We start from the raw sequence: 23,256 nt of genomic DNA on the forward strand, positions 1-23,256 counted from the left end.
GCCCTCAGCGCGTCTTCGTCTCCGGTTCGCCTTCGAGCTTCCCTTCCGCGAATACGCGGCTGCCGCGGATATCGGATTCCTCGATGGTAATAAGGTCTGCCTTGGTCAGGGCACGGCTTCGCGATGCGAAAAGCCGATTGGCCTGGCGAAGCCGCGCCCGGTCCAGCCCATTGCGCACCGAGCGCGCGTTGGAGAAATGCGGCAGCCTCATTCGGATCGGAAGATACTCTTCGAGGGCCTGGGCGGCCGCCTCGCTGAGGCGATAATTCTGCTCCGCTAGCATGATCTCGGCGATCGATTTCAGCTCACTGACGCCGTAGTCGGGAAAATCGAGGTGGTGAGCGATGCGCGAACGCATGCCGGGATTGCTGTCGAAGAAACGATCCATCTTGTTCTTGTAGCCGGCAAGGATCACGACCAGGTCGTCACGATTATTTTCCATGCATTGCAGCAGGATCTCGATCGATTCCTGGCCGTAGTCGCGTTCGTTCTCGGGCTTGTAGAGGTAATAGGCCTCGTCGATGAAAAGCACGCCGCCCATGGCACGCTTGATCACGTCGCGCGTCTTGGGTGCGGTGTGGCCCACATACTGGCCGACGAGATCGTCGCGCGTCACCGCGACCAGGTGGCCTTCGCGGACATAGCCGAGTCGATGCAGGATTTCGGCCATCCTCAGCGCCACGGTGGTCTTGCCCGTGCCGGGGTTTCCCGTAAAGTTCATATGCAGTGTCGGTGCGCCCGAGGTCAGTCCGAACTTGCGGCGAAGCCGGTCGACCAGGAGAAGGGCCGCGATCTCGCGGATGCGGTTCTTGATCGGCTTCAGTCCAACGAGTTCGCGGTCAAGCTTATCCATCACCTCGTCGATGTTGGACGCTTCGAACTCGGCCTGCAGATCAACCAATTCGTCCTGCGCGGCTGCGCCTTTGGCTATCGTGTCCAGCATGGCTCAGCTAGCTCCGCTCGCCCTCGGGCCTGTCGGTGGCATAAGGCACGATCGAATAGCCCTGGCTGCGGCCGTCACGCTCCTGGCGCAGCAGCCGGAACCCGGGTTCGCTGAGTGGCCGGTTGACGATGAACGACATGCGCGGCGCTTCCCATCCCTTGGTCGAATCGAAGGCGGTTACCCGGACATACATGTTCGGACAGGCTTTCCGGCAAGCGTTGACTTCGAGCAGGATGCCCGCCGGGTCTCTCAAATCGAACATCGGGTTGCCGTACATTTCCCAATAGGTGTTTCGCGGATGCGGATCGTCCGTGTACTCGACGCTGACGGCCCAGTGGTTCTTCAGCGCATATTTGATCTGCGCCGAAATCTGCTCATCGGTCAGGTCGGGCAGGAACGAGAACTGTCCCTGCGTGACCTTGTTTCCCGGATTGGTCATCATGGCGACGGTTCCTTTCTTCTAGAAGCTGGGCGTTGCGGTTGGCACGAAGTCGGCCGTGTCGGTCGATTCATAGTTGAAGGTGACATCCTTCCAGGTCTCCAGGGCAGCCTTCAGCGGGGTGCACCATTTGGCCGCCTGTTCGAGGATTTTGGTTCCTTCGCGCAAATAATCGCGTCCCTCGTTGCGGGCCAGGATCATCGCTTCCAATGCAACGCGATTGGCCGTCGCGCCTGCCTGGATGCCGTCGGGATGGCCGATCGTGCCGCCACCGAACTGCAAGATGACGTCCTCGCCGAGATAATGGATCAACTGGTGCATCTGGCCGGCATGGATACCGCCCGAGGCGACGGGCATCACCTTGTTGAGCGAGGCCCAGTCCTGATCGAAGAACAGCCCGGTTTCGAGGTTCTGCGGCGTGCGTTCCTCGCGCAGCGTGTCATAAAACCCCTTGATCATGAGCGGGTCGCCTTCCAGCTTGCCGACCACAGTGCCGGCGTGGATATGGTCGACGCCGGCCATGCGCATCCATTTGCAGATAACGCGAAAATTCATGCCGTGGTTCTTCTGGCGCGAATAGGTCGAATTGCCGGCGCGGTGCAGGTGCAGGATCATGTCGTTGCGGCGTGCCCACTTGGCCATCGACTGGATCGCCGTGTAGCCGATGACGAGATCGATCATGATGATACAGGAGCCAAGCTGCTTGGCGAATTCGGCGCGCTCATACATCTCCTCCATCGTGCCGGCGGTGACGTTGAGATAATGGCCCTTGACCTCGCCGGTGGCAGCTGAAGCCTTGTTCACCGCCTCCATGCAGTAGAGGAAGCGGTCGCGCCAGTGCATGAAGGGCTGCGAGTTGATGTTCTCGTCGTCCTTGACGAAGTCGAGGCCGCCCTTCAGCGCCTCGTAAACGACGCGGCCATAGTTGCGGCCTGACAGGCCGAGCTTCGGCTTCGTCGTCGCGCCGAGCAGCGGACGGCCAAACTTGTCGAGCCGCTCACGCTCCACCACGATGCCGGTTGCGGGTCCCTGGAAGGTTTTGAGATACGCGACCGGGATACGCATGTCTTCCAGTCGCAGCGCCTTGACCGCCTTGAAGCCGAACACGTTGCCGATGATCGATGCGGTCAGGTTGGCGATCGAGCCCGGCTCGAACAGGTCGAGGTCGTAGGCGATGTAGGCGAAGTACTGTTGCTCGGTCTTGGTGCCGGGACCGGTGTTTGGAACCGGCTCGGATCTGAACGCCTTGGCGCGGTAGAGCTCGCAGGCTGTCAGCCTGTCGGTCCACACCACGGTCCAAGTCGCGGTTGAGGATTCACCGGCGATGGCGGCCGCTGCCTCCTCGTGGTCGACGCCGGGTTGCGGCGTGATCCGGAACATCGCGATCAGATCGGTCTCCTTGGGCCTGTAGTCCGGCTCCCAGTAGCCCATCTTCTTGTAAGGGATGACCCCTGACTTGTAGCGTTCCTTGCCTTCCTTGAGCGTACCCGCTGGCAGCATATCGATCTTGTTCATGACAGGTCTCCTGTTTGTTGCTCAGGCGGCTTTCGCGGTTGCGATATGGGGCGCGAGTTTTCCCGCGGCATAGCGTTTGGCCATCTCGTCCATGGCGATGACCTTGATCTTCGAGGCGTTGGACGCCGTGCCGAAACGCTCGAAGCGGTCTCGGCAAAGATCGTGCAAGGCGTCCATGGCGGGCTTCAGGAATTTTCGGGGATCGAACTCGCGCGGATTCTCCGTCGCGACGCGGCGGAACTGCCCGGCCATGGCCATGCGGCAATCGGTGTCGATGTTGACCTTGCGCACGCCGTAGCGGATGCCGCGCTCGATCTCCTCCACCGGGACGCCAAAGGTCTGGGGCATCTCGCCGCCATATTTGTTGATGATGTCCTGCAGTTCCTGTGGCACGGAGGAAGAGCCATGCATGACCAGATGCGTGTTGGGCAGCTTCTCGTGGATCGCCTCGATCACCTGCATGGCCAGTATGTCGCCGTCCGGCTTGCGGGTAAATTTGTAAGCGCCGTGCGAGGTGCCGCAGGCGATCGCCAGCGCGTCCACCTGGGTTGCGGCCACGAAGTCGACCGCCTGATCGGGATCGGTCAAGAGTTGGTCGTGGGAGAGCGCGCCCTCGGCGCCGTGGCCATCCTCGGCCTCGCCCTGGCCGGTTTCCAGCGATCCGAGCACGCCCAGTTCGCCTTCGACGGAAGCCCCGACCCAATGCGCCATGCGTGTGACTCGTTCGGTTACGGCGACGTTGTAGGCATAGCTTGCCGGCGTCTTGGCATCTGCCATCAGGGATCCGTCCATCATCACCGAGGTGAAGCCGTGGCGGATCGCGGAAAGGCAGGTGGCCTCGTCGTTGCCGTGGTCCTGATGGATGCACAGCGGAATGGTCGGATGCATTTCAGTCAATGCCTCCATCATTTTGGCCAGCATGACGTCGTTGGCGTAGGACCGGGCCCCACGTGAGGCCTGGATGATGACAGGCGCGTCGCAGGCTTTGGCCGCTTCCATGATTGCGAGGCCCTGTTCCATGTTGTTGATGTTGAATGCAGGGACGCCGTAGCCGTGCTCGGCGGCATGGTCGAGAAGCTGGCGAAGGGTGATGCGGGCCATTGTGGGTCCTCCTAGATGATGAGCTTCAGCGCGGCCGCGGCAACCGCTTCGGACCTTATGTTGAAATGCCGGTACAGATCGGGGGCAGGGGCGCTGGCGCCGAAACCGGCCATGCCGACGACAGCGCCCGTCTCGCCGACCCAGCGGTCCCAGCCCAGCCGGGCCGCCGCTTCGACCGCGACGCGCGGCGCGGAGCCGAGAACGGCCTTGCGGGTGGCGCTTTCCTGCTCCTCGAAAAGCTCCCAGCATGGCATCGAGACGACCGCGGCGGCGACGCCATGCTCGGTCTCCAGCCTTTCGGCGGCGGCAACCGCGATCTCGACCTCCGAGCCGGTTGCGATCAGGGTGACGGCGCGGTGCCTGGCTGGCTCGCGCAGGATGTATGCGCCCTGGCTGGAGCGGTTCGCGTCGCTGTGCGCCTCACGCAGCATCGGCAGGTTCTGGCGCGACAGCACCAGCACGCTCGGCCGATCCCTGCTCTTCAGCGCAAGTTCCCAGCATTCCGCCGTTTCGATGATATCCGCTGGGCGAAAGACATTGAGGTTCGGCGTGGCACGCAGCATCGCCAGGTGCTCGACCGGCTGATGCGTCGGGCCATCCTCGCCGAGGCCGATGGAATCATGCGTCATCACGTAGATGACGCGCTGGCCCATGAGCGATGAGAGCCGTATCGCACCACGCGCATAGTCCGCGAAGCAGAGGAACGTACCGCCATAGGGCACGAAGCCTCCATGCAGTGCGATGCCGTTCATGGCGGCGGCCATGCCGTGTTCACGAATGCCGTAGTGAATATAGCGGCCGGCATAGTCGCTCGGCGCAATGCGGTTCATGCCCTTGGTGATCGTCAGATTCGAGTGCGTCAGATCGGCCGAGCCGCCGACGGTCAATTCCGTGGCGCCGTTGATGACCTCCAGCGCCATTTCGGAAGCTTTTCGCGTTGCCACCTTGGTTGCCTTCTCGACATGCCCTCGCCGAAAGGCATCGAGCGCTTCGAAGACCGCGTCGGGCAGTCTGGCGGCGACCGCGTTCTCGAAGGCCTCTCGCTGCGGCGAGGCGGCAAGCCGCTGCTCCCAGGCGCCCCGCATCGCTTCGCCGCGGCCGGCAATTTCGCGCCAGGCGAAAAGCACGTCGTCAGGCACCTCGAACGGCGCGAAGGTCCAGCCGATGTTCTCGCGGGTCGCGGCGATCTCTGCTTCGCCCAGCGGCGCGCCATGCGTCTTCTCCGAACCGCCGAGATTGGGGGAACCCTTGCCAATTACAGTGCGGCAGGCAATCAGCGACGGTCGATCCGACTGCCGCGCCGCCTCGATAGCCGCGGCGACAGCTTCCATGTCGTGGCCGGAGACCGTTTGGACATCCCAGCCGGCGGCTTTGAAGCGCGCCGGCTGGTCCATCGACGTGGACAGGGAGGTTGGCCCGTCAATGGAGATCGCATTGTCGTCCCAGAACACGATCAGGCGGGAAAGCTTCAGGTGGCCGGCGAGGTCGATCGCCTCGTGGCTGATGCCTTCCTGCAGGCAGCCGTCGCCTGCAATCACATAGGTATGATGGTTGACCAGATCGGCACCGTAGCGGGCAGCAAGCATGCGCTCCGCCAGCGCCATTCCGACCGCCGTGGAAATGCCTTGTCCGAGCGGGCCGGTGGTGGTCTCGACACCAAGCGCGTGGCCATATTCGGGATGTCCGGCCGTGCGGCTGCCCAGTTGCCGAAACCGCTGCAACTCCTCGATCTGCATGTCTTCATAGCCGAGCAGATAGTGCAGCGCGTATTGCAGCATCGAGCCATGGCCGGCTGAAAGCACGAAACGGTCACGGTCGGGCCAGCCCGGCCTGGAAGGATCGATATTGATGAAGCGGTTGAACAGCACCGTTGCGACATCGGCCATGCCCATCGGCATGCCGGGGTGTCCCGAATTCGCTTTTTGGACGCTGTCCATCGCCAGCACGCGAATGGCGTTCGCCATGTCGAGCTCCGAGACGACGGCGGTGGCGGCAGGCTTTAGTGCTGTTTGGCTGGTCATGGCGTCCTCCTCACGACACACGGCTCTTGCGTTCGATCAATTGCAGGATGAGCGGCGTCAGGATCAGCTGCATGGCAAGGTCGAGCTTGTTGCCTGGCACCACGATGGAATTTGGCCGCGACATGAACGAGTCGTGGATCATCGACAGCAGATAGGGAAAATCGATGCCGCGTGGATTGGCGAAGCGGATAACCAGCATCGATTCGTCAGGCGTCGGAATCCAGCGCGCGATGAAGGGGTTGGACGTATCGACAATCGGCACGCGCTGGAAATTGATGGCGGTCTGCGAGAATTGCGGGACAATGTAGCGGACATAGTCGGGCATCCGGCGCAGGATCACGTCCATCACCGCCTCGGTGGAATAGCCGCGTGTCGAACGATCGCGATGGATCTTCTGGATCCATTCGAGATTGATGACCGGCACGACGCCGATCTTGAGATCCGCATGCTTCGCCAAATTGATCGTGTCGGTGACGACACAGCCGTGCAGCCCCTCGTAGAAGAGCAGGTCGCTGGGACCGAACTCGCGCCATTCGGTAAAGCTTCCCGGTGGCGTGCCGTACTGCTTTTCCTCTTCCTCGTCATGGATGTAGGTGCGGGTTCTTCCGGATCCCCGGCGGCCGTATTCCGCGAACACCTCTTCGAGAATCCCGAGTTCGTTGGCCGCGGCATGGAAGTGGGTGAAGTTCGGATTGCCGGCCTTCTCCTCTTCGGCCACCTTTGCCTTCATCGCGGCGCGGTCGTAGCGGTGGAATGCGTCGCCTTCGATGAACGCGGCCTCGATGTTCTCGCGCCGGAAGATCAGCTCGAAGATACGCTTGACCGAAGTGGTGCCGGCGCCCGACGAGCCGGTGATGGTGATGATGGGGTGCTTGGCTGACATGGTGCTGCTCAGGCTCTGAAGAGGCCACGGCGGCTGAACAGCGGCGCTCGTTCGCCGATGTTGCTCGGCTCGGTGTGGTAGCGGGTGACGCGCGCGACCTCCCGCGCCGACCCGAAGACCATCGGCACGCGCTGGTGCAGGCTGTCGGGTTCGATGTCCAGGATGCGGTTGATCGTATCGGTGGCCGCACCGGCAGCCTGTTCTATGAGATAGGCAATCGGGTTGGCCTCGTAGACCAGGCGCAGCCGTCCCTGACCGTAGCCCTTGCGCCGGTCGCCGGGGTAGAGAAACACGCCGCCGCGCATCAATATGCGGTAGCAGTCGGCGACCAGGGAGGCGATCCAGCGCATGTTGAAATCCTTCTCTCGCGGTCCTTCGGTGCCCTCCAGGCAGTCGTCGACATAGAGCCGCACGGCCTCGTCCCAGTGCCGGTAGTTGGCGGCGTTGATGGCGAACTCCTGGGTGCGTTGCGGAATGATCCGGCTCTCGTATGCCTGGACGAAGGTGCCGAGCCTGGCCGACAGGACGAAGATATGCGTACCGCTGCCGAGCGACAGGACGAGCGCCAACTGCGGCCCATAGATGAAGAAACCGGCGCCTAGCTGATTCACGCCCGCCTGCAAAAAAGAGGCGGCCGGATCGGCATCCGGCGCGCCAGTTGCGGGCAGGAGCGAGAAGATCGTTCCGATCGACACGTTGGTGTCGATGTTGGAAGAGCCGTCGAGCGGGTCGATGGCAATGGCGAGTGGTGCTTGCCTGTCGAGCAGGACCGGCTGCTCCAGCTCCTCGGAAGCGTAGAGCGCGACCGGAGCGTGGCGCATGGCGTCGAGGAAGATGTCGTCGGAGAAGACGTCGAGATCCTTCTGGACATCGCCGTCGGCGTTGGCGCCACGGGTCCCGGCAAAGGCGGCGCCGAGCACACCTTGATTGATGGTATTGCGGATCTTGCTGGCGGCCTGTGTCAGCTGACGGACAGTCGTTACGACCGCGGAGCGAAGTTCGTCCGGCTGGCCGAGATAGGAGTTCAGAAAAGCGTCGAGCGTTGCCGCTGGCATCGTAACCTCCCGATCCAGCCGCGTCTCCTCGGATCGGCTGGATCGGGGGAATGAAAACAAACGACACTTGATAAGTAAAATTCAATAACTTTACGTTGGTACTAAAAATAATTTAGTATGAGACATGAGAAACCTCACGCTCAAGCATTTCAAGACCATCCAGGCCATCATCAGGCACGGAAAAATTGTGAGTGCGGCCAAGGCGTTAGGTCTGTCTCCTTCAGCACTGACAATTCAGTTGCGGCAAATGGAGGAAGAATTCCAACTGGCTCTGTTCGACCGGACGTCGGACGGCATGCGTCCCACTGCCGCAGGTTTGGCCGTCGTTGAGGCAGCGCAAGCTATCGAGGAGCATCTCGGTCTGCTCGAAGACAAGATCGACGCCATCAAGGGCGTTCGTACGGGTAGCTTGAGGCTCGGCGTCGTTTCCACCGCCAAGTATTTCGCGCCGCGGTTGATGGCTGCGTTCATGAAGGAACATCCCGACATCGACATGCGGCTTGCCATCGGCAATCGTGCCCAGACAATCAACAACCTCAAGAATCACGACATCGACATCGCGCTGATGGGGCGCCCGGCGAAAGAGGTACCGGTGCGTGCTTCGGTCTTCGGCGATCACCCGCTGGTCATCATCGCGCCGCCCGAACACCCGCTGGCGGCGGCGCGCGATATCTCCAAAGAGCGCATTGCCGAGGAGCATTTCCTTATTCGCGAGCCCGGCTCCGGAACCCGCATCTCGCTGGAAATATTCCTGAGCGACGTGCCTGGCCGCATCGACGAACTCGGTGTCGAGATGGGCTCGAACGAAACGATCAAGCAGGCGGTGATGGCTGGTCTGGGCATCGCCTTCATTTCTGCCCACACCATCGCCGCGGAAACGGAAGCTGGCCGGCTCGTCATCCTCGACGTTGTCGGCATGCCGATCCGCCGACAATGGTTCTCGGTGATACGAACCGATCACGCAATCTCGCCGGCCATGGCTACGTTCAACGATTTCCTGATGCGCAAGGGCGCGATGTATCTGCCCCTGTTCGGTAAGCTTTATCCCGATTCCTGAGCGGGATGGGCCGCCGCACGGCGCTCGGAGATCGACCAGAGCGAGACGCCGGACGTGTCGATGGCCTAAGGGACGTTAAATCCGTCGCGAGGTCGACTGAAGGTCTATTTCTTCTGACCGAGCGTTTCCGAGACGGTCCTGGACAATTGATAGAGCCGCTGCTCGATTACCGTCGGCACGTCGCAGACATAGGTCAGCGACTGGACACGTTCGTTGAAAATGCGCGTCGCGAAATTCAACTGGTCGGTTCGCCGTTCGACTTCGTCCGGATCGGCGTCGGCTTTGGCACGTAGGGCGTCGACGTCGGATGCTTCCTTGCGCAATTCAGCCGCCATTTCGAGCTGTTTGTGGGCATAGCGGGAAATGCCAGAAATCACGTGCGAACGCTCGGCGTCCATGTGATCGAACATTCCCTGCACCAGCATCGCCATCTTTGGTGCGACCTGCTCCGCCGGCAGAGAAGCCACGAAGTCCTTGATCTCCTTCTGGGCTTCGGCAATCGGCGTCCGTCGGGCCGCCACCGCCTCGACCAGCGCGGAGACGCCCGAATCCTTCGACCAATCCTTCGCCGCCGGGGGAAGCTCCGGCCCATTCCAGATCTGGCCGAGCGAGAGCTGCGGCACCTTGCGCTGCATGCAAGGCCAGTCGGGATCGGTGTTTGCCGCCCTGGCGTCCATCGGGACAAGCATGGCGATCAGCACCAGGGTGTGGACAAGTCTCATTCGCGCCATCAGCCGTTTCCTCCCGTGTCCTGTTTGCGGGTCATCAGGCCGCGCGAAGGATCGTATGCAATGATGGCGCCGCCCAGAAACAACAGCGTGCAACCGGCGACGACGCACAGCGACAGCCAGTCGATCTGCCCATAGAAGGCGAAGCGGATCAGTTCGACGGCATAGGTGAACGGATTGGCGAGGCAGATCTTGTAGAGCAGGGGGCTTGCCTCCTGGATACGCCACAAAGGATACAGCGCCGGCGACGCGAAATAGCCTGGAAAGATGACGAAGTTCATGATGCCGGCGAAGTTTTCGAGCTGCTTGATCATGGACGACAAAAGCATGCCGAGCGCGCAAAGCATCATGCCCGACAGGAACAGCGCCGGCAGCACGTAGAGATAGCCGAGCGGCGGCGCCCTGACGCCCCACAACCAGGCGACGATCAGAAATGCGTAGACTTGCACGATCGATACGGCCACGCCGGCCAACATCTTCGACACCAGCAGGAACCAGCGCGGAAATGGGCTGACCAGCAGGATGCGCATGTTGCCCATCTCGCGGTCGTAGACCATCGACAGTGAAGACTGCATGCCGGAAAACAGCAGGATCATGCCGCACAGACCCGGAGTGATGTAGACCTCGTAGAGCACATAGGTCTTGTAAGGAGGGATGATCGACACGCCGAGCACCTGGCGGAAGCCGGCGGCGAAGATGAACAGCCAGACGAGCGGCCGCACCAGTGAGGAAATGAACCGTTCGCGTTGGTGCAGGAAGCGCAGGCACTCGCGCAGGACGATGCCTTTCAGGCAAATGAGATAGTGGCGGAGGCCGAATGGTTCAGACCCTACCGGTTTGATGCCGACAACTTTTCCGGGCATCGCAGGAGCGCTCATGACGATGTCTCCGCCATGCCTGCCGCGTCGATGCGGCTGAGCTTCGAAAAGGCATCGCGAATGGAATTTCCTCCATTTGCCTGGACGACATCCGACACCTTGCCCCTGGCGACCAGGTCACCCCGCCGCAGCACGACGACATGATCGGTATCGTCGACTTCATCGATCAGATGCGTGGCCCAGAGCACGCCGATACCATCGGTTTCGACGAGCTTGCGGATGGTGGCGAGGATGCCAGCACGCGACTCGATGTCGAGGCCGACGGTCGCTTCGTCAAGCAGGAGCAGGGAAGGTCGGTGAAGCAGCGCCCGGGCGATCTCGATGCGCCGCATCTGACCGCCGGAGAGGCTGCGTGCCTTGTCATGCTGGCGGCCCTGCATGTCGACTGTGTCAAGCAGCGCGGCGATGCGCTGCCGGGCTTCGCGTCCGCCAATGCCATGCAGCGAGGCATGGTAGGAAAGATTCTGATAGACGCTGAGATCGAGGTCGAGCGTGCGCGCCTGGAACACGATGCCGACCCGTCTGAGCGCTTCGCCCGAAGCGCTGCGGATGTCGTGGCCGAAGATGCGGATCGACCCGTGACGCGTGTCATAGAGGTGGCTGATCAGGGAGAACAGCGTTGTCTTGCCGGCCCCGTTGAGGCCGAGCAGGACGGTGAACGTCGCCGGCAAGATCGAGAACGAGACCTCGTTGAGTGCCCGCTTCGGTCCATAGGAGTGGCTGACGGCACTGACGTCGAGCGCCGCCGCCTCGTCTCCCGGTCCGCTTGTCCTCACATGCTGCATGCCCGGATCGCTCCTTCAGGACGCGTTGGCAGGACGCACTGCTATCTAGCGCGCCTGATTGCCTTTGGTCTCACTTGATCGTGATCTTGCCCTTCAGGCCCTTGTCGGCGAGGTCGGGAACCGACCAGGTATATTCGCCCGGGCGAACTGTGTGGAATTGCACCTGGATTGTTCCCGCGTCGTCGAATTCCAGCCAGGCCGGTCCGCCGTCCATATGCACCTCCAGATCGTCGATGACGATCTGGTCCATCCACACATTGCGGAACAGGTCGGTCACGAACTTGTATTCGAAACCGCCCTTGGAGGTGATCTTCCACCGATAGCCTTGACCGGCGATCAGTTCGAAATCCTTCTGATTGACGGCATAGGTGGAATCGGCCGAGCCGATAATCAATTCCGGCAGGTTCTTGCTGGCACGCGAGGGTTTTGGCGTTGCGTCATCCGCGCTTGCGCCGATCGGAGCAAGCACAAATCCGGCGAGCGCGGAGAAGATAAACCTATGGCGAAATTTCATGTCGCGATCCTCCCCATGATCAATGTCTGCTATTTGGGCGAAATGGCCACACCCCAAGGCTGCTGGCCCACGGTGAGCGATTGGACCGGCTCGTCGGTCGCCGTATCGATGAACGTGATGTCGTTGGAGTTGCCATTCGTGGTGATCAGCGTTTTCTGGTCGGGTGTGAAGGCCAGGTGCCAGACGCGTTGGCCGACGAGGATGTATTTCTCGACCTCGTAGGTGTCGGTATTGACCACGGCGACATGGTTCGCCGGGCCGAGCGCGACATAGGCTTTCTTGCCGTCGGCGCTGATGGCGATGCCTACCGGCTGGATGGTCTCAGCCCGCAATCCCTGAATCGCGAACTGGATCTTCTTCACCACTTCGCGTTTGGCGTTATCGATGACGCTGACGGTGCCGCCGACCTCGGCGCTGACCCAGACCTGCGAGCCGTCCGGCTTGAATTCGGCAAAGCGCGGGCGCGTGTCGACCAGTACGTTATCGGTTACATCGTGGGTGCCAGTGTCGATGAAATGCGCCATGCTGGTGGTTTCCGAGGTGTTGACCATGATCTTGCCATCAGGGCTGATACCCATGCCTTCCGGTTCCACGCCGACTGGAATCTCGGCCATGACCTGCTTGCTCTCGACGTCGATGGCGGTGACGAGGTTGTCGTCCTCATTGGCGACATAGAGCGTCTTGCCGTCAGGCGAGAGCACGAACAATTCGGGATCGGGGCCAGATGGCAGCGTGCCGACGATTTGCAGCGTCGCGGTGTCGATGATTTCGACCGTGTCGTCGTCACTGGCGCAAAGATAAACGAATTTGCCGTCATGCGAGATGGTGATGCCGCGTGGCCTCTGGCCGACCTCGACGGTCTTCACCACTTGCATGGTGGCCGTGTCGACGACCGTCATCGTGTTGTCCTTCTCGTTGGAAACGTAGGCCGTATAGGCCGATGCCGGGCTGGCCGTGAGGCCGGCCGCGAGAATGGCGAATGCACAAGCTCGTGTCTGCACGCAAATTCCTCCCCTTTGGCCCTACTTGAGAACGCATTTCGTTTCCGGCTGATCGATACCAAGCGTATCGAGTTCGGAGAATTGGTGGAGATAGCCCTCCTGCGGTGATGTCGACACGACCGACTTGGTGTCGCCAAGCAGGATCGGCTGGCGAAGCTGGAGGTTCCATTTGCGGAAGGTGAGCTTCTGTCCCTTGAAGGCGGCAACCGAGAAATCGCCCGACCGGATGTAGTCACTGATCTTTTTGGCATCGTCGCCTTTGGTGCGCGTGGTGGCTTCGCCGACGGCACGCACTGCTGTCCACGCCGACATGTCCTTGGAAAGCATCCGCCGGCCCGTCGTCTTCAGGAAGCGGCTCTGCATCTGGATGCCGCCCCATTGCTCGCTGGCGGGATGCCACGACGATGCAACAAGCCCGGCCGTGCCGGCGACCAGCCGCGGCGTCCAGGTGCGGTAGGGCACGTAGGTGCCAAACACCTGGCTTTCGTCGGCGACAAGCACAATGTCGTGCTCCGGCAGATCCTGCGTGAATACGGAAATCTGCTGCTGTATCTGCGTGGCGCCGGTGTCGGTACGCCTGGCCGTGCCGGTGTCCTTGAATTCCTTCTCGGCGACGATCTGGCCGCCGAAACGGGTTGCCGCGCGGCGCAACGCGTCGGCGTAGAGATGGTCCTGCTCATGCGAGCCGTAGAGCAGCACCCAATTCGGCCACTTCTTCACCATGAGATACTGCGCCAGCGCATCGGCAAGCATGCTGCGCGTCGGCGCGATATGAAAAACATTGATGCGGCAGTCCTCCTCGCGCAGGCTATCGTCGGTGGCACCGATGTTGAAGATCAGCACGCCCTTGTCGCGGGCTATATCGGCGATCGACAGCAATTGTTTGGCCGAGAGGTCTGCGACGACATAGTGGTCACCTTTGGCGATCAGGTCCTCGAATGCCTGGACCGCGTCGGCTTCGGGTTCGATCTCGGTCACGTCGAGGCTGAATTTCTGGTCGGTGAACTTTCCGGTCGTGTTGTTATCGCCGATTGCCACAGTAGCGCCGGCGACACCTTCGTCACGCGGCGGCAGGTCGAGCATGGAAAGCGTCAATTGCGGCGCGTAGGCCCGCAAATACCCTATCTTGATTTCAGTGACCTTTTTTTCCGGCTTCGCCACAGCTTCCTGGGCTATCGCGCCCGGAGCGTTGACGGTCAGGGAAAAAAAGCACAAAAAGGCGGCGAGAGTGCCCGGCACCGCGCTCGTCATCGATAGTAATTACCCATTCTTGCGCTGAGGTCCGACGGGTGTCGGAGCAGCGCCAAGTCCAGGTGCCCATGGTCAACTTAGCCGACCCGCAAAATTTATCAAACCCTATCGGACGACTTTTCGCGTCTGCCCTGGCTCGCTGTCTTTTTGACAAACATGCGATGGCGGCTGAAAAGATTGCCATCTTCGATTTCGAGGTCGTTCGCAGCTATGTCATCCGCGACGTGCGTGAGAATCGAGCGGACGAAATCTTGTCCTCCAAACTGGAGAAACTGTTCAAATGACCAGAATGCTGGCCAGCGTCACCGGCATCGAAGAGGCGGAGATCGTTCTTTCGGGCGGCGCCGACATCGTCGATCTGAAGGATCCGAAGGCGGGAGCGTTGGGCGCGGTACCCACGGAAACCATCCGCCGAACGATTTCGTTCATCGCTGGTCGGGCTCCGGTCAGCGCGGTCTGCGGCGACCTGCCGATGGAACCCGAAACGATCCGCGCCAAGGCTGAAGAGATCGCGGCGACCGGCGTCGATTATGTCAAGATCGGGTTTTTCCCATCGGCTCACATCCCTGCCTGCGCGGAGGCGCTCGAACCGCTCGCCGCGCGAACGAAGTTGATCGCTGTGCTCTTTGCCGATATGGCGCCGGACTTCGAGCTCCTGCCGGTATTCGGCAGGCACCGCTTCCACGGCGTGATGGTTGATACCGCGCAGAAGGGAAAGGGCCGGCTGCTCGACCATTTGCCACCGGAGCGGATTCCGGGATTCGTCGATCGAGCCAAGTCGCTCGGTCTGATGGTTGGCCTGAGCGGATCGCTCGAAGCCCCGGATATTCCACGTCTATTGCCTTTCGCTCCCGATTTCCTCGGCTTTCGCGGCGCGCTGTGTGGCCATGCCGGCCGCTCGGGTTCAATCAGCGCCGAGGCGGTCTCGCAGATTCGCGAATTGGTCCCGGCAGAGCCTGGGACGGGCGGTAAATCGAGCATCGACTATCGCCTGTTGGCAGCGAGAGGCTATTCGCCGGGCACCGATCCGACACTGGGCACGGACAGGATTTTCGTGCGGGATTTTGTTCTGCCGGTCCAGATCGGTGCCTACAGCTTCGAGCATGGTCATACTCAAAAGGTGCGCTTTGATGTGATCGCCGACGTGCTGCAAGTCACCGACCATCCCGAGGACATGCGCCATGTGTTCTCCTATGACATCATCATGGACGGCATTCGCACCATCGTCGCGCGGGGGCACATTCAGCTCAGCGAGGCTTTGGCCGAGCAAGTGGCGGCGCACGTTCTGGAGAACCAGCGCGTCGTGCGCGTCACGGTAAGGGTGGAAAAACTCGAGCTCGGGCCTGGCGGTGTCGGCGTCGAGATCGAACGCAAGCGCCAATCGGCAGGACGCGGTGTCGCCTCCGGCTCTGCCGGCCGAAAAGACCGAGGTAGTGTTTCCCGGCCGCGCCAGCAAGGCTCCGACGTCCTCGGGCGGGCCGTCGTCAAGCTTGGCGGCAGCACTGCCCATGCGGCGGAAATGACGAGCTGGATCGCGGCGCTGGCGGGTTCCAGGTTACCGATCGTCATCGTGCCCGGCGGCGGCCTGTTTGCCGATCAGGTGCGCGAGACGCAGACCCGCATGGATTTTTCCGACACCGCCGCACATGCCATGGCGATCCTCGCCATGGAGCAGTTCGGCCAAATCATCCTCGATCGGGACGAAAGACTGACGCCGGCACGATCGCTGGAGGAGATTGTGCGAGCATTGGACGAAGGCAAGGTTCCGGTGTGGCTGCCGTCGTCACTTGCGTTGCCGGCACCGGACCTTCCGGCCTCTTGGGACATTACCTCCGATTCCCTGGCTGCCTGGCTTGGCGGGAAGCTTGGCGCGAACGCGCTGTTGCTTATCAAGCAGACCGATGCATTCTTCGACAACGATACCCCTGACAGCCTGAAGGCCAGGGGCATTGTCGACCCAGGCTTTGCCGCCATGCTGCCCGACGGCATCGATTTCCGTCTCGCCGGTCCGAAGGATGCCGCCGAGGCGGGCGCGCTACTCGCATCGGGCAAGCTGCCCGGCATCGGGATTGTGGCTTCGACCCGCTCGGCAAAGAAGGCAGGATAGCCGATGGTGAAGCTGCACGTGCCGCGCTGGGCGTGGGTTTTGACGGGGTCCGGGCATTTTTTCACGGAGAGCTTCGCACTTGTTCGCCAACTCGAACATTGCGATGTCTTCGTGTCGAAAGCCGCCAATGAAGTGCTGCGCATGTACAAGCTCAAACTCGATTTTCCGGAGACGACGCGCGTGCTGCACGACAAGACGGCGAGCGCCATTCCCGTCGGCGAATTTTACCACGGCGTCTACCACACGGTCGTGGTGGCGCCTGCCTCGTCCAACACGGTTGCCAAATGCGTCTGGGGTATATCCGATACGCTTGCCACCAACGTCTTTGCGCAAGCCGGAAAGTGCCGCGTGCCGATCATCGTCTTTGCCTGCGACACCGCACCCGAACTCGAAACCATGGCGCCGCATGGCCTGGTCAAAGTCTATCCGCGCAGGATTGACCTGGAAAACACCGAGCGGCTGAAGGGGTTCGAACGAACCCAGGTCGTCGAGTCGCTCGCGGACCTCAACGCGGCGGTTCAGCAACGCCGGGCCGAGCTGTCCGGCCATGGCTGAGCGGCTGGTCTTTCTCACGGGACATCTGGCCAGGGCACGGTTGGAAAAGCTGCTATCCGGTCTGGGCGAGACGGAGTTTTCGTGGGAGGTGGTCGACATAGGTGTCAAGGTCGCCGCACTGATGACCGAAGACATCATAAAGCGGCGTCTCATCGCGCCCAACGCCGTTGACCGCTTTATCCTGCCAGGGCGCTATCGCGGCGATATCGAGCAATTGTCGAACCATTTCGGCGTGCCCTTTGCGCGCGGTCCTGACGAGATCGCGGACCTGCCGGCCTTTCTCGGCCGTGTCGGCGAGCCGCCGGATCTTACGCGTCACGATATGCGCATCTTCGCCGAGATCGTCGATGCGCCAATGCTGTCGATCGAAGCGCTCACGCTGCGGGCGGGGACGCTAGCTGCGGCCGGCGCCGATGTCATCGATCTTGGCTGCCTGCCTGAAACGCCATTTCCGTTGCTGTCGGAGGCTGTGCGCGAGCTCAAGGCACAAGGATTTCAGGTCAGCGTCGATTCGGCCAGCGCGGACGAACTGTCGATCGGTGCGCGCGCCGGTGCGGACTATCTTCTCAGCCTCGACGAGAACACGCTGCCGTTAGTCTTCGGCCATGGGGCTACGGCGGTGTTGATCCCTTCCGCCCCTGGCGATCTGGATTCGCTTGGCCGCGCTATCGATGCGGCGCAAAGGGCTGGCATTTCCTTTATCGCCGATCCCGTGTTGGATCCGATCCACTTCGGCTTCGCCCAATCGCTCGGCCGCTTCATCGAGGCGCGCCGCCGCTGGCCGGAGATCGAATTGCTGATGGGCACCGGCAATCTCACCGAACTTACCGATGCCGACAGTTCCGGCGTTACGGCTGTTCTAACGGGCCTCTGCTCGGAACTCGGGGTTCGAAACGTGTTAGCCGTGCATGTCAGCCCGCACACGGTACGGACGATCGAGGAGCACGACATTGCCCGCCGCGTGATGTTTGCCGCCCGCAATGACGGTGCACTGCCGCGAAGCTATCACCCAGGCTTGCTGCAGATCCACGATCGCAAGCCTTTCACGGCCTCGACCGATGATATCGCTGCATTGGCGGCCGAGGTGCGCGACGCCAACTACCGTATCGCGGCAGCGGAGGACGGCATTCATATTTTCAATGGCAAAGGGCACGCGGTTGCCACGGATGCGTTCGAATTCTTCGCCGGCCTTGGCGTGGAGACCGACGGTGCACATGCTTTTTATCTGGGCGCGGAACTGACGAAAGCCGAGATCGCGTGGCGCCTCGGCAAGCGCTATGTTCAGGACGAGCCGCTCGCATGGGGCGTTGCCGCACCGGCTCTCGAAACCGACCGTACCCGTCTTGCCGAACCGGGCGAGACGCTTCGCGCGAAGAAGGAGGGCTAGGTGCCTTACATTCGCGAGACAATCATCACCACTGTCGACAGGACAGGAAAGATCCATATCGCACCGATCGGCATAATCTCCGAAAAAGACGGCTGGGTCATCGCACCGTTTCGTCCCTCGGTTACGCTCGACAATCTGGCGGCGGTGCCGTTCGCCATCGCCAACTACACCGACGACGTGCGCGTCTTCGCTGGATGCCTGACCGGGCGCAAGGACTGGCCGACCGTTCCCGTCGAAGATTTTCTGGTTCCCCGGTTGGCGACCGCGCTGGCGCATTCGGTTCTCGAAGTCGAGAGCGTTGACGATGATGGCGTGCGCCCTCGCCATTTCTGCCGCGTGGTTCGAGAGGAAATGCATGCGCCCTTCACCGGCCTGAACCGCGCCAAGGCGGCTGTTCTGGAACTGGCCATCCTGGTCAGCCGGCTCGGCATGCTATCCCGCGACAAGATCGAGGCCGAGATCGCGTATCTTTCGATCTCTATCGAAAAGACAGCCGGCGCCGACGAATGGGAAGCCTGGGGTTGGCTGATGCAGCGTGTCAGCGATCACCTGGCCGCCAAAGGGTCCAGCAGCGGGGACGCGTGAGCATGACGGCGCGAGCGCCGCTACGCTGCTTGTGATCGATATCCAGCCAGCAGCGCCACCGCCGATGCTGGTGCGGCGCGGCTGGCCTCGCCGCGAACAGCGTCATGGGCGGGGACGATGTCGGCGAAATCGACAAAGCGACGTTCCATGCGCTCGGCCAGCCGCCTGATCTGCCAGCGGCCCGTTCCGGCGCCGACGATCGGAACATCTTGAGCAAGACCCCAGGCAACCAGGGATGCTGCGTCGTGGATTTTCCGCAATTGCTGCTCGCTGAACCAGCGTGCGACTTCACCCCATTCCGGCGGCGAAAGTTCAGCGGCGTCGCGCCCGACCATGCGCGCCAGTCGCGCGATTGAGCCGTGGACGGTCTTTTCCTTGCCGTCGGCGGAAGGGTGCATGTCGTCCTCCTCATCGAGCACGCCCAGGATCCGGTGCGCGTCGGCGATCGAGGCGAAATACTCGTTCATCAATGGCGTCAGCCTTCGATGGACCGGAGCAGACGAGGCTACACCGAACAGGAATGTCCTGGTGAAACCGGTATAGACCAATTCACCAGTCAGAAGCCGTCCGGCATCGGTGTAGCCCTCATTGACGACGGCGCCGTCCTTTATGGCGATAATGTCGGTGGTGGTGGAGCCCATATCGACAAACAGGGCATCGCCGGCCAGTTTTGCCACCAAAGAGGCTGTCGCGTGCCAGTTGGCGGAGGCGACATCAGTGCTCAGCCGCGCTGCCTGCTCGACCTCGACAAAGCCGGATGATCCGGCATAGATCAGCTTTTCGCCTGTGGGAAAACGATTGGAAATCTGACCCAGCAGCGTCGTCACGCCGATATCGCGGGACGCAAAGATGTCCGATAGTTCGCCCGTCATGGTGAACGCGTTGAGATCGGCTTCCGCATAGATCGGAGCTGTTTCGTCGAGGGCCGAGGTCAGGCTGTGCAACCCTTGCCAGAGCGGTGTGGCGATCGTTACCGCGCCGACGATGCGGCCGCCTTGCGCGCGCGTCACCTTCAGATGCGCGCCGCCAATGTCGAAGCCCGCAATGATGCTCTTTCTTTTTTCCACACTTCAAGCTTTCATGACAGCAGTTGGTCGGCGAGAAAAACGTTGCGCATCATTCCGGTTCTCGACTTGAAAGGCGGCGAGGTCGTTCGCGCCCAGCAAGGAAAACGCGATCGCTACCGGCCGATCGTTACCCCGCTCAGCCGAAGTTCCGATGTCCTCGCCGTCGCCGAAGGGTTGCGCACGCTTTATCCCTTTTCGACCTTCTACATCGCCGATCTGGACGCCATCGGAGGCGGTACTCCAAACAGCGACGCACTTGCCCGGCTGAGGGCGATGACGCAGCCGCCTGAGCTCTGGGTCGATGCCGGCGTAGCAGACAGGAAAACACTTTCGGCGGCGCTTGCTGAACGTTCGGTGCACCCCGTGTTGGGCTCCGAATCGCAGCAGGACGATGTGCTGCTCCGGCATTTTCGCGATCATCCCGATCTCATCCTGTCCCTTGATTTCCTTGGCGATGATTTTTGCGGACCGCGTTCTCTTCTCGCTGAGCCCGAGCTTTGGCCGCAAAAGGTGATCGTCATGACGCTGGCCAAAGTCGGTGCGGCCGCCGGCCCGGACTTCAGGCGGCTGGAGGAGGTCAAGGCCAAGGCGGGAAGTCGCGCGGTCATCGCGGCCGGCGGCGTCCGCGATGACAACGATATCCACGCATTGTCAGCGATGGGCATCGCCGCAGCGCTGGTCGCAACCTCACTGCACAACGCCACGCTCACACCTAGTCACCTGGCGTCGTTCGGCGCCTGATCACAGTTGCTCCTCACCCCCGAAAGGCGGGCGCCCTTCGGGAGTGTCGCTTCAAAAGCCCAGAACCCTTTTCAGCCGGCGCAACAGACCATCCGTTTCGGAAGATGGCTTTTCCTGTGCGGGGCTGTCTCTTGTCTAGGCCGCGAACGGATGCTTGACGTTGTCGCGCTGAGCGGTGGCTTCGGCGGCGGTCGGGGTTCCTGCGATAGCGCGCTGGATGGCCTCCTTTGTCGCCTCGTAGTTGTATTTCTGGATCTTGGCGTCGTCGGCCGCGTCCCAATGGATGAATACGCCAACGCAAATGAACACGTCGTCCGCTTCGTTTGCCGGAATTGTCCCGTCCGCGACGCTGTCCTGCACTGCCTTTGCAACGGCGTGCTGCGCCGGGCCGAACATCTGTACAGCCTGCTTGGCGCCCTTGATCGTGACCTTGTTGAACATCACCGTATTGGGCTTGCATTGAAGATTGGGCGCGATCACCGCCAAAAGCGAGGTAAAACCGTCCTTGTTGTTGGTGAGCGCGTTGCAAAATGCCGTTTCGACTGCGCTCCCTCGCGGCCCGATGAGCAGGTCGACATGCGCGACTTCGTTGCCGTCCCCGACCAGCGATTCACCGACCATTACCTTCGAGATTTTTGCCATGCCAATTTCCTCCAAGACACAATTATGATGTCCACGGACGCTGCAACCGAGCAGGCGCTCGATGGACAGCTATCCTTGTTGGCAGCGCCCGGATTGCCCGGACCGGTTGGCTAGATAGCCGCGGAAGCACAGCTCCCGCTTTTGGAAGTCAAGCACCAACGCCGCGATTATGCAAGCGAGTGCCTAGAGTGTGGACTAAAAGAGTAGCCACGGTCAGATCGGCCGAGGTGCCGGGGTTTACTTTGTCCGCCTTCAGCCGGCGGTCGAACTCCATGAGCAGGCGAATGCGTGACGGCTCGTCGCCGTTGGCATGGAGCGTCGCCTGAACGGAAAGAGCGTCCTGTCGCACCTGATTTGCGACTTCAATTCCGTGATTGCGCACCACGTGACTGTCGGGGAAGCCTGCGAGAAACGCCATATAGGCGAACACGGTCGGCCACATGCCGCTTTCTCCGCGAGCTAGCGCCCCTACCAGCGCGGCCAGCCCTACCCCGAACACGTCGCCGAAACAGGTGTCATACTGGCGGGCGATCATATCGCGGTCGGCAGCCTCCCGCATTGCTTCCAAGAGATGAACCTTCGGCTCCTGCCGCACATCATTCGCGGCATCTCCCAGGCCGCCTGGCGCTGCCATGGCGATCGCCTCGAACACTGCCCTGGTATCGTCCATGCTCAACGCGCGCAGCAGCGAGTCGAGATTGTCCTGCAAGCTGCCACTCCTCATTTCGGCGGCGCCTATCAGAGGCCCCGCCAGGAGGACGATGCCGAGATTGGTGTTGGTTGCTACCGCCAGGCGTGTCGCACGCACCGCCTCCAGCATGCGCTGCCCGACCGAGAGGCGAGGATCGGTCAGCGGCTCGGACGAAACCTCGGCACTCATCATGAACTGGGCGGCGGACATGCCGTGTCCGTCGGCGAACAGGTGGACGTTGCCCGGCTTCAGAGCTTCGATCTCCATCCGGCAGGCATCCTTGTAGCTAGCCCGGAGGCGTTCACGCGATAACGCCATCCTGCCGCTCCGTTACGAATTCGCCGGCGCGGTGAAACGGAAGGGCCGCGGCGCGGCGGTCGCTTCGGTGCGGTCGGCCAGGAATTTCAGCAGGGCATCGGCGATCGCTTCGGCGATGTTCACAGCGACCACCGATTGCAGTCCTGACCAGGCGGGCATGCTGTTCACCTCGAGTACGAACAAGCTGCCATCGTCGGCTCGCACGATGTCCACGCCGGCGAAATCCGCGCCGACGGCGGCTGACGCGGCGACAGCCAGCGATGCCAGCTCAGCCTTGCCAGGTCCCGAAACCGGCTCCGGCACGCCACCCCGGTTGACGTTCGTGATCCAGTCGTCGCTGCTGCGGCTCATCATCGCGACTGTTTCGCCGGCGCAGACAAAAACGCGGAAATCCCGGAAGGGCGGGCCGGCGCGCGACACATAGTGCTGGAGATAGTAGACGCTGTTCACCTCGTCTGCGGCGGGAAGGTCGGAGAGCGTACGGATCAGCCTTATCCCGCGGCCTTGCGCCCCGAACAATGGTTTCAGCACCAGCGGTCCCTCCCGAAGCTCCTGCGCCGCGATCTCCTTGGCGGCGGCAAGTCCTTCGACGGCGAATGTCGGTGGCGTTGGCAGGCCAGCATTTTTCAAGAGGAAAGTCGTCATCGACTTGTCGACGCAGCGTTCGACCGCCTGCGCCGAATTCCACACGGGAACCGACAGCCGGCTCAGCGCGTGCAGTACCCCGAGGCGCCGGGTGATCGCTTCGAACGATCCTGCGGCGATCGAACGGACGAGCACGGCATCGGGCAGCGCACCGCCGAAACCGGGGATCGAAAGTCCGCCCGGGCTGCCGGTGTCGAACGCGATCGCCGCCAGCGGCACGGTTGCAACAATAGCGCCCCGTCGACCAAGCCTTGCCGCGAGGCCACTTGAGCCGGTGTCCGAATTGTCGCTGACGATCAGGATGCGAGGGATCATGTGGTGCCTCGGATGTGGCGGATGACGGACGG

General features: G+C 61.7%; 24 protein-coding genes. 7 read left to right on the top strand and 17 right to left on the bottom strand.

Annotated features, from left to right (window positions below; genetic code table 11):
• Positions 1 to 4: 4 nt before the first annotated feature.
• The 7 genes from cbbX to FJ951_RS11660 are packed head-to-tail and all read right to left on the bottom strand — an operon-like array spanning position 5 to position 7,957.
• Positions 5 to 943, bottom strand: coding sequence for a CbbX protein (gene cbbX, locus FJ951_RS11630; protein WP_140515140.1), 939 nt, complete (start codon positions 941 to 943; stop codon positions 5 to 7).
• Between the two features lie 7 nt (positions 944 to 950).
• Positions 951 to 1,385 carry a ribulose bisphosphate carboxylase small subunit gene (locus FJ951_RS11635; protein WP_140515141.1) on the bottom strand — a complete coding sequence of 145 codons (435 nt, stop codon included), beginning with the start codon at positions 1,383 to 1,385 and terminating at the stop codon, positions 951 to 953.
• An 18-nt stretch (positions 1,386 to 1,403) separates the two neighbouring features.
• Complete coding sequence (locus FJ951_RS11640; protein ID WP_140498217.1) at positions 1,404 to 2,897, bottom strand: ribulose-bisphosphate carboxylase large subunit; 1,494 nt, start codon at positions 2,895 to 2,897, stop codon at positions 1,404 to 1,406.
• 21 nt (positions 2,898 to 2,918) lie between these two features.
• Complete coding sequence (gene fba, locus FJ951_RS11645; protein ID WP_140515142.1) at positions 2,919 to 3,998, bottom strand: class II fructose-bisphosphate aldolase; 1,080 nt, start codon at positions 3,996 to 3,998, stop codon at positions 2,919 to 2,921.
• A gap of 11 nt (positions 3,999 to 4,009) precedes the next feature.
• Entirely contained in the window at positions 4,010 to 6,019 is a 2,010-nt protein-coding gene (tkt, locus tag FJ951_RS11650; protein WP_140515143.1) for a transketolase, read from the bottom strand.
• A 10-nt stretch (positions 6,020 to 6,029) separates the two neighbouring features.
• Positions 6,030 to 6,902, bottom strand: coding sequence for a phosphoribulokinase (locus FJ951_RS11655; protein WP_140498210.1), 873 nt, complete (start codon positions 6,900 to 6,902; stop codon positions 6,030 to 6,032).
• A gap of 8 nt (positions 6,903 to 6,910) precedes the next feature.
• Positions 6,911 to 7,957: a class 1 fructose-bisphosphatase gene (locus FJ951_RS11660; RefSeq protein WP_140515144.1), complete on the bottom strand. Its 1,047-nt coding sequence runs from the start codon at positions 7,955 to 7,957 to the stop codon at positions 6,911 to 6,913.
• A 124-nt stretch (positions 7,958 to 8,081) separates the two neighbouring features.
• Here FJ951_RS11660 and FJ951_RS11665 point away from each other — a divergent pair, with 124 nt between their 5' ends.
• Positions 8,082 to 9,014 (top strand): LysR family transcriptional regulator, encoded by a 933-nt coding sequence (locus tag FJ951_RS11665; RefSeq protein WP_140515145.1) that lies wholly within the window; start codon positions 8,082 to 8,084, stop codon positions 9,012 to 9,014.
• Between the two features lie 104 nt (positions 9,015 to 9,118).
• On the opposite strand, the gene FJ951_RS11670 is transcribed toward FJ951_RS11665, so the two are convergent.
• From FJ951_RS11670 to FJ951_RS11695, 6 genes are all read right to left on the bottom strand, one after another.
• A complete protein-coding gene (locus FJ951_RS11670) occupies positions 9,119 to 9,745 on the bottom strand; it encodes a hypothetical protein (RefSeq protein WP_140515146.1) in 627 nt (208 codons plus the stop codon).
• The gene (locus FJ951_RS11675) at positions 9,745 to 10,605 is read right to left on the bottom strand and encodes an ABC transporter permease (protein ID WP_181172229.1); all 861 of its coding nucleotides are present in this window, start codon (positions 10,603 to 10,605) and stop codon (positions 9,745 to 9,747) included. Before FJ951_RS11675 ends, FJ951_RS11670 begins: the two co-directional genes overlap by 1 nt.
• An 11-nt stretch (positions 10,606 to 10,616) precedes the next feature.
• Positions 10,617 to 11,405, bottom strand: coding sequence for an ATP-binding cassette domain-containing protein (locus tag FJ951_RS11680; protein WP_140515148.1), 789 nt, complete (start codon positions 11,403 to 11,405; stop codon positions 10,617 to 10,619).
• A 70-nt stretch (positions 11,406 to 11,475) separates the two neighbouring features.
• Positions 11,476 to 11,919 (bottom strand): hypothetical protein, encoded by a 444-nt coding sequence (locus tag FJ951_RS11685; protein WP_140515149.1) that lies wholly within the window; start codon positions 11,917 to 11,919, stop codon positions 11,476 to 11,478.
• 29 nt (positions 11,920 to 11,948) lie between these two features.
• Positions 11,949 to 12,920, bottom strand: coding sequence for a YVTN family beta-propeller repeat protein (locus tag FJ951_RS11690; RefSeq protein WP_140515150.1), 972 nt, complete (start codon positions 12,918 to 12,920; stop codon positions 11,949 to 11,951).
• A 21-nt stretch (positions 12,921 to 12,941) separates the two neighbouring features.
• Complete coding sequence (locus tag FJ951_RS11695) at positions 12,942 to 14,171, bottom strand: ABC transporter substrate-binding protein (protein WP_140515151.1); 1,230 nt, start codon at positions 14,169 to 14,171, stop codon at positions 12,942 to 12,944.
• 38 nt (positions 14,172 to 14,209) lie between these two features.
• Between FJ951_RS11695 and FJ951_RS11700 the strand changes: the two genes are divergently transcribed.
• From FJ951_RS11700 to FJ951_RS11720, 5 genes are read left to right on the top strand one after another with little or no spacing between them, the layout of a single operon-like run.
• Complete coding sequence (locus FJ951_RS11700; protein WP_140515152.1) at positions 14,210 to 14,455, top strand: hypothetical protein; 246 nt, start codon at positions 14,210 to 14,212, stop codon at positions 14,453 to 14,455.
• Positions 14,452 to 16,278: a (5-formylfuran-3-yl)methyl phosphate synthase gene (locus FJ951_RS28750; protein ID WP_140515153.1), complete on the top strand. Its 1,827-nt coding sequence runs from the start codon at positions 14,452 to 14,454 to the stop codon at positions 16,276 to 16,278. Before FJ951_RS11700 ends, FJ951_RS28750 begins: the two co-directional genes overlap by 4 nt.
• Positions 16,279 to 16,281: 3 nt before the next feature.
• Positions 16,282 to 16,833 (top strand): flavoprotein, encoded by a 552-nt coding sequence (locus tag FJ951_RS11710; protein ID WP_140515154.1) that lies wholly within the window; start codon positions 16,282 to 16,284, stop codon positions 16,831 to 16,833.
• Positions 16,826 to 18,220, top strand: a complete 1,395-nt coding sequence (locus tag FJ951_RS11715; RefSeq protein ID WP_140515155.1) for a DUF6513 domain-containing protein — start codon at positions 16,826 to 16,828, stop codon at positions 18,218 to 18,220. The genes FJ951_RS11710 and FJ951_RS11715 overlap by 8 nt, the downstream gene beginning before the upstream one ends.
• Positions 18,221 to 18,805 carry a DUF447 domain-containing protein gene (locus FJ951_RS11720; protein WP_140515156.1) on the top strand — a complete coding sequence of 195 codons (585 nt, stop codon included), beginning with the start codon at positions 18,221 to 18,223 and terminating at the stop codon, positions 18,803 to 18,805.
• A gap of 20 nt (positions 18,806 to 18,825) precedes the next feature.
• Here FJ951_RS11720 and FJ951_RS11725 read toward each other — a convergent pair whose 3' ends face one another.
• Positions 18,826 to 19,872, bottom strand: coding sequence for a hydantoinase/oxoprolinase family protein (locus tag FJ951_RS11725; protein ID WP_140515157.1), 1,047 nt, complete (start codon positions 19,870 to 19,872; stop codon positions 18,826 to 18,828).
• Between FJ951_RS11725 and FJ951_RS11730 the strand changes: the two genes are divergently transcribed.
• The gene (locus FJ951_RS11730; protein ID WP_140515158.1) at positions 19,822 to 20,613 is read left to right on the top strand and encodes a HisA/HisF-related TIM barrel protein; all 792 of its coding nucleotides are present in this window, start codon (positions 19,822 to 19,824) and stop codon (positions 20,611 to 20,613) included. The genes FJ951_RS11725 and FJ951_RS11730 overlap by 51 nt on opposite strands.
• 135 nt (positions 20,614 to 20,748) lie before the next feature.
• Here the strand turns inward: FJ951_RS11730 and fae are convergent, their stop codons facing one another.
• The 3 genes from fae to FJ951_RS11745 all read right to left on the bottom strand — a co-directional run bounded on the left by fae (position 20,749) and on the right by FJ951_RS11745 (position 23,224).
• Entirely contained in the window at positions 20,749 to 21,255 is a 507-nt protein-coding gene (fae, locus tag FJ951_RS11735) for a formaldehyde-activating enzyme (RefSeq protein ID WP_140498176.1), read from the bottom strand.
• 148 nt (positions 21,256 to 21,403) lie between these two features.
• A complete protein-coding gene (locus tag FJ951_RS11740) occupies positions 21,404 to 22,264 on the bottom strand; it encodes a triphosphoribosyl-dephospho-CoA synthase (RefSeq protein WP_140515159.1) in 861 nt (286 codons plus the stop codon).
• Between the two features lie 12 nt (positions 22,265 to 22,276).
• Entirely contained in the window at positions 22,277 to 23,224 is a 948-nt protein-coding gene (locus tag FJ951_RS11745; RefSeq protein ID WP_140515160.1) for a RimK family alpha-L-glutamate ligase, read from the bottom strand.
• Between the last annotated feature and the right edge of the window lie 32 nt (positions 23,225 to 23,256).

This window comes from Mesorhizobium sp. B2-2-3 (assembly GCF_006442405.1).
Taxonomy (GTDB): Bacteria; Pseudomonadota; Alphaproteobacteria; order Rhizobiales; family Rhizobiaceae; genus Mesorhizobium.

Excerpts from the sequence above, each read along its gene's own strand:
- FJ951_RS11640 (WP_140498217.1), bottom strand. The coding sequence starts at position 2,897 with ATGAACAAGATCGATATGCTGCCAGCGGGTACGCTCAAGGAAGGCAAG.
- FJ951_RS11715 (WP_140515155.1), top strand. The coding sequence starts at position 16,826 with ATGGCTGAGCGGCTGGTCTTTCTCACGGGACATCTGGCCAGGGCACGG.
- FJ951_RS11675 (WP_181172229.1), bottom strand. The coding sequence starts at position 10,605 with ATGCCCGGAAAAGTTGTCGGCATCAAACCGGTAGGGTCTGAACCATTC.
- fba (WP_140515142.1), bottom strand. The coding sequence starts at position 3,998 with ATGGCCCGCATCACCCTTCGCCAGCTTCTCGACCATGCCGCCGAGCAC.
- FJ951_RS11730 (WP_140515158.1), top strand. The coding sequence starts at position 19,822 with ATGCGCGCCGCCAATGTCGAAGCCCGCAATGATGCTCTTTCTTTTTTC.
- FJ951_RS11740 (WP_140515159.1), bottom strand. The coding sequence starts at position 22,264 with ATGGCGTTATCGCGTGAACGCCTCCGGGCTAGCTACAAGGATGCCTGC.
- FJ951_RS11655 (WP_140498210.1), bottom strand. The coding sequence starts at position 6,902 with ATGTCAGCCAAGCACCCCATCATCACCATCACCGGCTCGTCGGGCGCC.
- fae (WP_140498176.1), bottom strand. The coding sequence starts at position 21,255 with ATGGCAAAAATCTCGAAGGTAATGGTCGGTGAATCGCTGGTCGGGGAC.
- FJ951_RS11685 (WP_140515149.1), bottom strand. The coding sequence starts at position 11,919 with ATGAAATTTCGCCATAGGTTTATCTTCTCCGCGCTCGCCGGATTTGTG.
- cbbX (WP_140515140.1), bottom strand. The coding sequence starts at position 943 with ATGCTGGACACGATAGCCAAAGGCGCAGCCGCGCAGGACGAATTGGTT.
- FJ951_RS11745 (WP_140515160.1), bottom strand. The coding sequence starts at position 23,224 with ATGATCCCTCGCATCCTGATCGTCAGCGACAATTCGGACACCGGCTCA.
- FJ951_RS11670 (WP_140515146.1), bottom strand. The coding sequence starts at position 9,745 with ATGGCGCGAATGAGACTTGTCCACACCCTGGTGCTGATCGCCATGCTT.
- FJ951_RS11695 (WP_140515151.1), bottom strand. The coding sequence starts at position 14,171 with ATGACGAGCGCGGTGCCGGGCACTCTCGCCGCCTTTTTGTGCTTTTTT.
- tkt (WP_140515143.1), bottom strand. The coding sequence starts at position 6,019 with ATGACCAGCCAAACAGCACTAAAGCCTGCCGCCACCGCCGTCGTCTCG.
- FJ951_RS11660 (WP_140515144.1), bottom strand. The coding sequence starts at position 7,957 with ATGCCAGCGGCAACGCTCGACGCTTTTCTGAACTCCTATCTCGGCCAG.
- FJ951_RS11665 (WP_140515145.1), top strand. The coding sequence starts at position 8,082 with ATGAGAAACCTCACGCTCAAGCATTTCAAGACCATCCAGGCCATCATC.
- FJ951_RS11635 (WP_140515141.1), bottom strand. The coding sequence starts at position 1,385 with ATGATGACCAATCCGGGAAACAAGGTCACGCAGGGACAGTTCTCGTTC.
- FJ951_RS11680 (WP_140515148.1), bottom strand. The coding sequence starts at position 11,405 with ATGCAGCATGTGAGGACAAGCGGACCGGGAGACGAGGCGGCGGCGCTC.
- FJ951_RS11710 (WP_140515154.1), top strand. The coding sequence starts at position 16,282 with ATGGTGAAGCTGCACGTGCCGCGCTGGGCGTGGGTTTTGACGGGGTCC.
- FJ951_RS28750 (WP_140515153.1), top strand. The coding sequence starts at position 14,452 with ATGACCAGAATGCTGGCCAGCGTCACCGGCATCGAAGAGGCGGAGATC.